The sequence below is a fragment of the Brevundimonas sp. UBA7838 genome (assembly GCF_002500885.1).
GTDB lineage: Bacteria > Pseudomonadota > Alphaproteobacteria > Caulobacterales > Caulobacteraceae > Brevundimonas > Brevundimonas vesicularis_C.
Window position 1 is genome coordinate 1 of record NZ_DLTK01000073.1, and the last position, 10,084, is coordinate 10,084.

The 10,084-nt window shown below is 66.8% G+C and carries 12 protein-coding genes; 7 read left to right on the forward strand and 5 right to left on the reverse strand.

Annotated features, from left to right (window positions below; all coding sequences use genetic code 11):
• Both B3T77_RS06025 and B3T77_RS06030 read left to right on the forward strand, forming a co-directional pair.
• Window positions 1–723: sensor histidine kinase (locus B3T77_RS06025; RefSeq protein ID WP_292078173.1), on the forward strand; the 723-nt coding region annotated here is incomplete at its 5' end.
• A gap of 122 nt (window positions 724–845) precedes the next feature.
• On the forward strand, window positions 846–1,421 hold the full coding sequence (locus B3T77_RS06030; RefSeq protein ID WP_292078174.1) for a hypothetical protein: 576 nt from the start codon (window positions 846–848) through the stop codon (window positions 1,419–1,421).
• A gap of 82 nt (window positions 1,422–1,503) precedes the next feature.
• On the opposite strand, the gene B3T77_RS06035 is transcribed toward B3T77_RS06030, so the two are convergent.
• From B3T77_RS06035 to B3T77_RS06055, 5 genes are all read right to left on the reverse strand, one after another.
• Window positions 1,504–2,700: an acetyl-CoA C-acyltransferase gene (locus B3T77_RS06035; protein WP_292078175.1), complete on the reverse strand. Its 1,197-nt coding sequence runs from the start codon at window positions 2,698–2,700 to the stop codon at window positions 1,504–1,506.
• A gap of 47 nt (window positions 2,701–2,747) precedes the next feature.
• The gene (locus tag B3T77_RS06040; RefSeq protein ID WP_292078176.1) at window positions 2,748–3,719 is read right to left on the reverse strand and encodes a flavin reductase family protein; all 972 of its coding nucleotides are present in this window, start codon (window positions 3,717–3,719) and stop codon (window positions 2,748–2,750) included.
• Window positions 3,720–3,800: 81 nt separating this feature from the next.
• Complete coding sequence (locus tag B3T77_RS06045; RefSeq protein WP_292078177.1) at window positions 3,801–4,427, reverse strand: DUF1190 domain-containing protein; 627 nt, start codon at window positions 4,425–4,427, stop codon at window positions 3,801–3,803.
• A gap of 4 nt (window positions 4,428–4,431) precedes the next feature.
• Complete coding sequence (locus B3T77_RS06050; protein WP_017506364.1) at window positions 4,432–4,845, reverse strand: DUF350 domain-containing protein; 414 nt, start codon at window positions 4,843–4,845, stop codon at window positions 4,432–4,434.
• A gap of 26 nt (window positions 4,846–4,871) precedes the next feature.
• Window positions 4,872–5,519 (reverse strand): DUF2491 family protein, encoded by a 648-nt coding sequence (locus B3T77_RS06055; protein ID WP_292078178.1) that lies wholly within the window; start codon window positions 5,517–5,519, stop codon window positions 4,872–4,874.
• A gap of 138 nt (window positions 5,520–5,657) precedes the next feature.
• Here B3T77_RS06055 and B3T77_RS06060 point away from each other — a divergent pair, with 138 nt between their 5' ends.
• The 5 genes from B3T77_RS06060 to dusA form a co-directional block, all read left to right on the forward strand.
• Window positions 5,658–6,338: a DUF2170 family protein gene (locus B3T77_RS06060; protein ID WP_292078179.1), complete on the forward strand. Its 681-nt coding sequence runs from the start codon at window positions 5,658–5,660 to the stop codon at window positions 6,336–6,338.
• Between the two features lie 16 nt (window positions 6,339–6,354).
• Complete coding sequence (locus tag B3T77_RS06065) at window positions 6,355–7,095, forward strand: PspA/IM30 family protein (RefSeq protein ID WP_055803477.1); 741 nt, start codon at window positions 6,355–6,357, stop codon at window positions 7,093–7,095.
• Between the two features lie 3 nt (window positions 7,096–7,098).
• Window positions 7,099–8,277, forward strand: coding sequence for a glutathionylspermidine synthase family protein (locus B3T77_RS06070; protein WP_292078180.1), 1,179 nt, complete (start codon window positions 7,099–7,101; stop codon window positions 8,275–8,277).
• Window positions 8,278–8,348: 71 nt separating this feature from the next.
• Complete coding sequence (locus B3T77_RS06075) at window positions 8,349–9,227, forward strand: hypothetical protein (RefSeq protein ID WP_292078181.1); 879 nt, start codon at window positions 8,349–8,351, stop codon at window positions 9,225–9,227.
• Between the two features lie 145 nt (window positions 9,228–9,372).
• Window positions 9,373–10,084, forward strand: a 712-nt coding sequence (dusA, locus tag B3T77_RS06080) for a tRNA dihydrouridine(20/20a) synthase DusA (protein WP_292078182.1), incomplete at its 3' end; no start/stop codon positions are given.

Sequence of the window (10,084 nt, forward strand, 5' to 3'; positions counted from 1 at the left end):
CTGGCCAATATGAGCCACGAACTGCGCACGCCGCTGAACGCCATCAACGGCTTCTCAGAGATCATGGCCAGCGAGCTGTTCGGGCCGCTAAACGCGAAATACAAGGGATACGCCGGCGACATCCTGAAGTCGGGCCAGCACCTGCTCAGCCTGATCAACGACGTGCTGGACATGGCCAAGATCGAGGCCGGCAAGATGACCCTGCACTTTGAGCCGGTCTCCTTGCGCGAGGTGTGCGAGGACGCGGTGCGGCTGATGCGCGGCAAGGTGCAGGAGGCGGGCCTCAAGATCGCGGTCGAGGCCGGCGACCTGCCCGACATCGAGGCCGATCAGCGCGGCGTCAAACAGGTGATGCTGAACCTGATCTCCAACGCCGTGAAGTTCACGCCTGAGGGCGGCTCCATCGTCGTGTCGCTGAAACCCTTCATTGGCGCGCAGGGCGAGGACCGCGTCCGCGTCGCCTGCGCGGACACCGGCATCGGCATCGCGCCCGAAGATTTGGTGCGCCTCGCCCGCCCGTTCGAACAGGTCGAGGGCCAGCATTCCAAGACCACTCAAGGCACCGGCCTGGGCCTGGCCCTGACCAAATCCCTGATTGAAATGCACGGCGGCCAGCTGAGCATGGAAAGCCAGCCGGGCGTCGGCACGGTCGTCAGCTTCGACCTGCCGGTGAAGCGGCCCGACCAGACGGTGCAGCCGATCCGGGCGGCGTTCGCGGCTTAAGGCTTTGGCATATATGGCCAGCCGAAAAGCTGCTGCGGTTTTCGGCCTATCCGAGACGTTCTGCCCGTAGGCTGCGAGCGCGAACTGTTGAGCTTTTTCGGCGGCCCGATCAGAGTGCATCCATGAGCCTCCGATCCCTTTTCGCCCTTGGTCTCCTCACTCTCGCCGGATGCGCTCCATTTCCGAAAGGGCCGCCTTTGATCGGGTACGATCCGGCTCCTTACGGCGACGCATTCCGGGCGGCGGCGACGGAAGCGGTCATCCGGAAAAAGCTGGGAAAGAGCTTCTACGAAGCCTTCGGCGACAAGGCCTATACGATCGGCAAGTCCGGCCTTTGCGCGGAAGACTCGCTCCAGCATTTCTTCTCGCTGCAGCAGGGATGTGCGCTGCTCGGTCCAGGCGACAATCAAGACTGCCGCGAACTGGAGCTTTGCATCCGGCTCACATTGAACAGCGCATTATTTAGAGATCCAGAGATCAGGTCGGCTGTCGAATCCGCTTTGCTACGGCCCTGCGATGCGCTCACTCCGCCTCGAGATCTGCCATACGCACGATGGCCTTCGGCCATTGGCAAGCCCGCGACCGCCAGTTGGGACTTGCTTGGCTGTAGCAGTCGTCGTCAGGTGGATGGGCGCGATATCGCGTTTCACGAGAACGGCGACCAAACCGTGATTTCATTCACGATTGGCCGCACTTAACGCAAGCAGGCCTCTAGCAACTAGATATGCTAGCCACCCGAAGAGGACGCTCGCAGCGTTCGCTCAAGACAACACGCCGGCCCTAAACCAACTCCACGCCCATCGCGGTGGCTTCGCCGCCGCCGATGCAGAGGGCGGCCATGCCGCGGGTTTTGCCGTGGGCTTTCAGGGCGGACAGCAGGGTGGTCAGGACGCGTGCTCCTGAAGCTCCAAGCGGGTGGCCCAGGGCGCAGGCGCCGCCGTTGACGTTGATCTTGTCGTGGGGGATGCCGAGTTCCTGCATGGCGATCATCGGCACGATAGCGAAGGCCTCGTTGACCTCCCACAGATCGACGTCGTCGGCGCTCCAGCCCGCCTTCTTCAGCGCCTTTTGCAGGGCGAAGACCGGGGCAGTGGTGAACAGGTGCGGCTCGTGGGCGTGGGCGGCCTGGCTAACCACGCGGGCGACCGGCGTCAGGCCCAGGGCCTGGGCGGTCGACTGGCGCATCATGACCAGGGCGGCGGCGCCGTCCGAGATCGAGGCGGCGGAAGCCGCGGTGATCGTGCCGTCCTTGCCGAAGGCGGGCTTCAGATTGGGGATCTTGGACGGGTCGGACCTGGTCGGCTGTTCATCGCGGTCGACGGTGACGGGGCCTTTGCGGGTCTTGACCTCGACCGAGGCGATCTCGGCGTCGAAGGCGCCCGTTTCCTGGGCCCGCTTGGCCCGACCGGCGCTTTCGATGGCGTAGGCGTCCTGCTGCTCGCGGGTGAACTGATAGTCCTTGGCCGTGTCCTCGGCGAACTGGCCCATCAGCTTGCCGGGGGTGTAGGCGTCCTCCAGCCCGTCCAGATACATGCTGTCGGAAATGACGTCGTGGCCGATGCGCGCGCCGCCCCGGTGCTTTTGCATCAGATACGGGGCGTTGGTCATGGACTCCATGCCGCCCGCCACGATCACATCGGCCGAACCGGCGACCAGCGCATCGTGCGCCATCATGGCCGCCTGCATGCCCGAGCCGCACATCTTGTTGATGGTGGTCGCCTCGGTCGCGGTGGGCAGGCCTGCGCCCATGCCCGCCTGACGCGCCGGCGCCTGGCCCAGGCCCGCAGGCAGGACGCAGCCCATGATGATCTGCTCGACCTTTTGCGGATCGAGGCCCGCGCGGTCCAGCGCCGCCTTGACCGCGACGGCGCCCAGGTCGGTGGACTTGGCGTCGGACAGCGCGCCCTGGAAACCGCCCATCGGGGTGCGGGCATAGGAGACGATGACGACGGGATCGGCGGACGTGGTCGCGGACATGGGGACGGCTTCCTCTATTTCGGGCGAGAGATAGCGATCCCGGCCGGTCAGGAAAAGTGCAGCCGCCGATACTTGCCCCGGAAATAGAGCAGCGGATCGCGGCGCGGCTCGAACCGGGCGCGCCGGACCCGGCCGATGATGATTAGGTGATCGCCGGCCTCGACGATCTGTTCGGTTCCGCATTCGAAGCTGGCCAGGGCGCCCGAAAGGATGGGCGCGCCGGTGTCCCAGGTCTCCCACGCCACGTCCTGGAACCGGTCGGCCTGAGATCGGGCGAAGACGCCGGAGGTCGGCTGCTGGCCGATATGCAGGACGTTGATGGCGAAATGTTCGGCCTGGCGGAAACGGTCGACATTGGTGGACGAACGGGCCAGGCAGAACAGGATCAGCGGCGGGTCCAGCGACACCGAGGAGAAGGAGTTGGCGGTCAGGCCGACGGGCTGTCCGGCCTCGTCGAGGGTCGTGACCACCGTGACCCCGGTGGCGAAACAGCCCAGGGCGTCGCGCAGAGTGCGGGGGTCGGAGCCGGCCTGATAATACAGGGCGTCGCGCGGGGCGTGGCGTTCGAGAAAGCCCAGAAGGGCGGCGTTCTCGGTCTCGACCGCGTCGGGCGCCTCGGCGCGCGCGATCGTCTGGATCGGGACGCCGGCCAACTGCGCCTCAAGCTCGGGCGAGACAGCCTCCTGCCCTTCGGCGACGACCGCCAGACAGCTGGCCAAGGCCGGGCCGGTGACGGCGAGCGCAGGCGCGACCGCGTCCAGAGTCGTGTCGGAACAGACGATGGCCGGGCGAGAGGGAAGCTCGGTCAGCAGTCGACGCAGGGCGGCGGAGCTGTCGTCCGCTTCATCAAAATCGGCTGCGAGCATGACGTGGCGGCCGGCCTCGACCAGCGCGCGCACCGACCGGCGCCAGTCGCCGGACAGATGCTCGGGCGCGCCGATCAGCAGGACGATGGGATCCTCGGGGTCGCCCCAGCTTTCGACGTCCAGGCCTCCATTCGGGGGCGGCGATGCGGTCATGAGGCGAGGCGGTCCGGTCTGTCGTGAAGCGTGAGAGCGATCCCTATTAGGGGAAGACCGGCGCCCGGCGCCAGAACTGTATCAGCCGCCGTAGCCCCGGCCGCCGCCGCCGAAGCCGCCGCGCGAGACGACGGTGGTGCGGCTCTGCACCCGCGTCGGGGCCTGACGGGCGACGTCGCCATGCTCGCGCGCGTTGGTCAGGGTCTTGCCGGTGCGATAGTCGCGGTAGGCGTAGCCGCCGCCATATCCGTTCGACAGCCGCCCCTCGCGGTCGCGGTACAGCGGTCCGCCGCCGCGATATCCGCCGCCGTTCAGCATCTGGCCGACGATGAATCCGGTCAGCAGCGGGGTGAAGAAGGAGCCGCCGTTGTTGTTCGGCTGGCATTGCGACGGTCCCCACTGACCCTCGCACTCCTCGCGCGTGGCGTAGCGCGGCGCGGTCTTAGCGGCCTCTTGCTGAGCCTTGGTCAGGGCAGCGTCGCATTCGTTGTCGGGAATGTCGTTGGCGGCCTTGCACTCGTCCAACGACTGATAGGCCAAGGTCGGTTCGGGCTCGGGCGCCGGGACGCGCTGGGGCGAGCCGCAGGCGGCCAGCGAGAAGCTGGCGGTCGCCATCAGGCTGCTGACGTGCAGGACGCGCGAGCGCTTCAGCCGGCGCATGGTGTCGGTTTTGGCCAGGTTCTGGGGCAGCTCTTTGGGGTCGGTCATGGGTTCACGACGTCATGCAGGCGGCGTTGAGCAGGCCGACGCAGATGGAGATGGAGGCCAGATAGACGGCCGCGGCGATCTCGCCCGCCTCGATGCGGACGACCAGATTGCGGAAGGCCATTCGGCTGATGGCGACGAAGACGACGATCTGGATCACGCCGGCCAGAAGGGCCCAGGCTGCGAACTCCATCAGGCTGACGGTGTGCGACAGGGCCGAAGCCAGAGGCAGGACATAGCCGATCAGGGCGCCCCCGAGAGCAATGGCGGCGGCCGTGTTGCCTTCCCGGATCAGCGTATGTTCGTGATACGGTGTGACCCACTGGTAGATCAGTTTGAAGGCCAGGGTGAAGGCGCCCGCCATGGCGAAGGCGATCAGGAAGGCGATCGCCCCCTGCTGAAAAATGAACCAGTCGAACATCGGTCTTGCCCCCTCGGATTGCGCGATCAGGCGCGGAACTCGGCCATTTCCAGCGGAATGCCGATCATGATTTCGTGCGTGGTGTCGCCGCCCTCGGGCTGCTGCTCAAGCGCCAGCATCAGTTCGCGCCCGCCGCCCAGTTCGCGCGCATACAGCATGCAGGTCTGGAAGATCTTGGCATAGGGCGCGGTCGCGGCGCGGTCGTCCCAGATCGTCTCCCAAAGGGTGACCGGCGGCTGGATGGCGTCGCTCTCGGCGAACCAGAAGCGGGGATAGTCGGGCAACTCCTCGGCCGCGCCGTGAAAGACCGGCGCCGACAGGCGGTCGCGCCAGATGCGGCGTTCGCGCTCGCCCGGCGGATAAGCCGAGGTCCAGGGCACGAATAGGCTGAAGTCGTAGGATTCCAGCCCGGCCTCGTCGTCGCTCATGGCCTGAAGCATGACGTGGTCGTCGGTGTAGAAGCGATGGACGAACTGGCCGCTGTCCAGGCTGACCAACCCCTGCGCCGAGATGTCGAGCACGTCGCGATCCAGGGTGAAATGGGTCTCTTCGCCCAGCCGGCGCCAAGCCAGCGGGTCCAGCGACACGGTGCGGCCCACGGTGATGTTGCGCACGGTCGCCAGCCGATTGGCGGGCGCGGCCTTCTCCGACGATCCGAAAAGCTTCTTGAACATGGGCGACTATCTAGGCCCGATGCGCGCCGACGGCGAGCGAACAGAAGCGTTGGGACCGAATGAGGCGGTTCATGGCGCGACATTCCGTCCGATCTTGCGTCAAGTCAAGCGTTCATGTTACGCGTTTCATGTAACGATATGCCGACCGACACATCGCCCTCTTCCGCCGCCAACGACCGCATTCGTGCGTGGCGACAGGCGCGTCGTGAAGCAGGCCTGGTCAAGCTGGAGCTTTGGGTGCCGGCCGCCGCCCGCGACGACGTCAAGGCGGCCGTGCGCGCCATCGTCACAGACTCAACACGCGGGCCGCAGCTTGCGGGGCGCCCGCGCCGCCCCACTTCCGATTCCATCACCTCTGGAGACGACCATCAAATGGACGCCGTGATCGAGACCCCCTGGACCGTGCCTGCCATCAAGGCGGCTCTGGACGGCTCAACCCTGCTGCGTGACGGCGAAATGACCCTGCGCGTGGTCGAGGGCGCCGAGCCGGTGCTGCTGGCGACCATGCACGAATACGGCGACCTGCCGGTCTATCTGAGCGTCGGCGGCGCGCAGATCGTCTGTTCGGTCCTGTTGTGGCCCGTCGCCGAGCAAAAGGATCGCCACGCCTTTAACGAGTTCCTGCTGAAGGCCCAGCGCGTGGTGCCCCTGTCCAACTTCGCCATCACCAATGTCGGTGGCGAAGACGTGTATGAGCTGATGGGCGAACTCTCTTGCAAGACGACGCTTCAGACCATCCTGATCGAACTGCGCACCCTGGCCGAGAATGCGATCGACGCCACCGAACTGCGTGAAACCTTCGGCGCCGACGCCGCCTGATCCCGGAAGACCGACTATGTCCATGCTCAGAAAACTGTCCGCCCTGTTCCGCGGCTCGGCCCACGATGCAGCCCAGGGCGTCGTCGACGCCAATGCGCTTAAGATCCTCGACCAGGAAATTCGCGACGCCGACAACGCCCAGGGCAAGGCCCGCGATGACCTGGCCGGCCTGGTGGCGCGCCGCCGCATGGCCGAAAACGAGATGGCCAGCTTCCGCGACCAGATCGCCAAATACGAAAGCTCGGCCCGCACCGCCCTGGGTCAGGGCAAGACCGACCTCGCGCGTGAAGTCGCCGGCCGCATCGCCGAGCTGGAGGTCGAGATCACCAGCCGCGGTCCGCTGATCGAGGACATGAAGACGGCCGAGACGCGCCTGCGCACGGCCATCGCCTCGACCGACCAGAAGATCGAGACGCTTCGTCGCGAGATCGACATCGTCAAGGTCAACGATTCCGTCCAGAAGGCCCAGACGTCGGTCGCCCTGAACTCGGCCGGCGCCCAGTCGCGCATCGGCTCGGCGGCGGACAGCCTGCAACGCATTAAACAGCGCCAGGCGATCCAGGAAGAGAAGCTGAACGCCAGCCAGGCGCTGGAGGATCGTCGCACCGGCGCGGACTTGGACGCCAAGCTGCGCGAGGCCGGCATTCTGCCCGGTCACTCCTCGGCCGACGACGTCCTGGCCCGCCTCAGCCAGCCTGAGGTGACGGTGGTCACGCCGCGCATCGGCCAATCTACGCCCGACAAAGACCCGGCCTGATCCATGGAGCGTCTGCGCTTCGATCCCCGCACCGACTGGGACGCCAAGGCCGAGGAACTCGGCTTCACCTGGCGCCACACCGACGGCAAACCCTATTGGGACGAAACGGCGGCCTATGCCTTTTCGCTGGCCGAGATCGAGGACGGGATCGAGGCGCCGACCGAGGAACTGCACGGCCTGTGCCTGGAGCTGGTCAACGAGGCCGTCCAGTCCGAGCGACTGATGGAGCAGCTCGATATTCCCGAGACCATGCGGGACTATGTGGCCGACAGCTGGAAGCGGGGCGACCCTTCCCTCTATGGCCGGTTTGACTTCGCCTATGCCGGCTCGGGGGGCGCGACGGGTCCGGCCAAGCTGTATGAATACAACGCCGACACCCCGACCAGCATCTATGAGACGGCGGTGTTTCAATGGCTGTGGCTGGAGGACCAGATCAAGGCCGGCGCCCTGCCCGCCGATGCGGATCAGTTCAACAGCCTGCATGAGAAGCTGGTCGAGCGGTTCCGCGCCATCTTCCCGAACGGCGGCTTCGTGCATTTCGCCTCCGACGCCGATTTCGTCGAGGACCGCCAGACGGTGCGCTTCCTGGAAGACCTGGCCCAGCAGGCCGGGTTGGAGCCCCAGTTCGTCGCCATCGACCAGATCGGGCTGAACGCCGACGGCCGGTTCGTCGATCACGAGAACTGGATCATCCAGGCGATGTTCAAGCTCTATCCGTGGGAGCAGATGCTGCGCGACGATTACGCCGCGCCCCTGCCGACGGCGGACGTGACCGTGCTGGAGCCGGCGTGGAAAAGCATCCTGTCCAACAAGGCCATCCTGCCGCTGTTGTGGGAGCGGCATCCGGGCCACCCCAACCTGCTGGAAAGCTATTTCGAGGGCGATCCGGCCGAGGCGGCGCTGGGCTCGTCCTATGTGCGCAAGCCGTTGTTCTCGCGCGAGGGCGACAATGTCGAACTGATCGACCGGGGCGTCAGCGCCGCAGAGGTGGTGGACGGCGGTTATGGCGCAGGGCGTTACATCCGCCAGGCGCTGTGCGATCCGCCCCTGTTCGACGGCAATCATGTGATCGTCGGGTCTTGGGTCGTGGGAACCGAACCGGCGGGCATCAGCCTGCGCGAGGATGTGGGCCGCATCACGAGGAACACCTCGCGCTTCGTGCCGCACTTCATTCGCGACTGAGGCGCCGGCAGGCAACCAAGCCGGACGACCGTCGTTTTGTCGGCTGACATCAACCGACAAGAAGCCTCCCCATGCGCAACGTTCGCCTCGCCCTGATCGCCACCACCGCCCTGACCCTTGCGGGCGGCGCGGCAGTCGCCCAGACGCAATATCCTTCGACGACCCAGGATCGGTTGGGCGCGGTCGTGGGCGCCCTGTTCGGCGACCGTCTGGGCCTGTCGGCCATGGATCAGGCCTGGCTGCGCGGCGGCCGTCCGCTGCGTGACGGCCAGAGCCAGTTCTCGACCCGCGTGGACGCCAGCGTGCGCGCCGGCGGCGTCTCCGCCTCGGCCGCGACCCGGCTGCGCGCCGACTATTCCGCCCTGGTCGATCTGGAGAACCAATACGCCGTCGGCGGCATCTCGGCCCAGGAACGCGCTGATCTGAACGCCCGCTACACCGCCCTGACCCAGACCCTTGAAGCCGGCGCCTCGGGCTATGCCGACATGGACACCGTCGCCCAGGGCCGCGCGGACTTCGAGACCCGCGTCAACGCCGCCGTGACCGCGCGCCGCATCACCCGCACCGAGGCGACACGCCTGAAATCCGACTATCAGGCCCTGATCCAGCTGGAGAGCCGCTTCAGCGCCGACGGCTCCATCAGCGCCAGCGAGCGCGCCGATCTGGACGCGCGTCTGGACGCCCTGGACCTGCGGGTCGGCGACGGCCCGGCCGGACAGACGCCGACCGCCAATCTGCCTGCCCGCACCCGTCTGGCGAACCTGGAAACCGCTTTGACCGCCGCCGAGCGCTCGGGCACCGTCAGCCGCACCGAAGCCGCCGACATCCGCGTCGAGGCCGGCGACCTCGCCCGCCTGGACGCCGCCTACAGCCGCACCAGCCCCTCGTCCGACGACACGGCCTACCTGAGCCGCCGCATCGGCGAACTGGAAATGCGCGCCCGTCGCTAAGCCTGACCAAAGCGTCCCGTGTGATCCAGCACGGGACGCCTCTCCGGCTACACCCGTGCATTGGGAGCTCTGATTTCACGGCAGCGCGGAAATGGCGTATGGGCAGCCGCAGTCGCCCCTGCATCGCCGGTCAAGCCGCAACCCTATGTCCCTGAACGCCTCCCGCACGCTGTCCATCGCCCCGATGATGGACTGGACCGATCGGCATTGCCGGGCGTTCCACCGAGCGCTGACGCGCAGGGCGCTGCTTTACACCGAGATGGTGACGGCGCCGGCGGTGTTGCACGGGGATCGCGAGCGGCTGCTGGGGTTCGATGCGCTGGAGCATCCGGTGGCCTTGCAACTGGGCGGGTCGGATCCCGCGCAGTTGGCCGAGGCCGCCAAGGTCGGCGAGGCGTTCGGCTATGACGAGATCAATCTGAACGTCGGCTGCCCGTCGGACCGGGTGCAGTCGGGTCGGTTCGGCGCCTGTCTGATGCGCGAGCCCGAGTTGGTGGCCGACTGTATGGCGGCGATCAAGGGGGCCGTCAGCTTGCCCGCGAGCGTCAAATGCCGCATCGGGGTGGACGATCAGGACCCGGCCGTCAGCCTGTTCGCCACGGTGGACGCCTGCGCCGCCGTCGGGATCGAGGTCTTCGTCGTCCATGCGCGCAAGGCCTGGCTGAAGGGGCTGTCGCCCAAGGAGAACCGCGACGTGCCGCCGCTGGATTACGATCTGGTGCGCCGGCTGAAGCGCGAGCGGCCGCATCTGAACATCTCGATCAATGGCGGCATCGCCTCCATGGACGCGGCCGAGGCGCATCTGGCGGAGATCGACGGCGTCAAGCTGGATGGGGTCATGCTGGGCCGCGCCGCCT

What these genes read in the sequence shown, in the direction of transcription:
- B3T77_RS06045 (WP_292078177.1), bottom strand. Translation starts at nt 4,427, where the DNA reads ATGACCGACCCCAAAGAGCTGCCCCAGAACCTGGCCAAAACCGACACC.
- B3T77_RS06070 (WP_292078180.1), top strand. Translation starts at nt 7,099, where the DNA reads ATGGAGCGTCTGCGCTTCGATCCCCGCACCGACTGGGACGCCAAGGCC.
- B3T77_RS06065 (WP_055803477.1), top strand. Translation starts at nt 6,355, where the DNA reads ATGTCCATGCTCAGAAAACTGTCCGCCCTGTTCCGCGGCTCGGCCCAC.
- B3T77_RS06050 (WP_017506364.1), bottom strand. Translation starts at nt 4,845, where the DNA reads ATGTTCGACTGGTTCATTTTTCAGCAGGGGGCGATCGCCTTCCTGATC.
- B3T77_RS06060 (WP_292078179.1), top strand. Translation starts at nt 5,658, where the DNA reads ATGCCGACCGACACATCGCCCTCTTCCGCCGCCAACGACCGCATTCGT.
- B3T77_RS06035 (WP_292078175.1), bottom strand. Translation starts at nt 2,700, where the DNA reads ATGTCCGCGACCACGTCCGCCGATCCCGTCGTCATCGTCTCCTATGCC.
- B3T77_RS06075 (WP_292078181.1), top strand. Translation starts at nt 8,349, where the DNA reads ATGCGCAACGTTCGCCTCGCCCTGATCGCCACCACCGCCCTGACCCTT.
- B3T77_RS06055 (WP_292078178.1), bottom strand. Translation starts at nt 5,519, where the DNA reads ATGTTCAAGAAGCTTTTCGGATCGTCGGAGAAGGCCGCGCCCGCCAAT.
- B3T77_RS06030 (WP_292078174.1), top strand. Translation starts at nt 846, where the DNA reads ATGAGCCTCCGATCCCTTTTCGCCCTTGGTCTCCTCACTCTCGCCGGA.
- B3T77_RS06040 (WP_292078176.1), bottom strand. Translation starts at nt 3,719, where the DNA reads ATGACCGCATCGCCGCCCCCGAATGGAGGCCTGGACGTCGAAAGCTGG.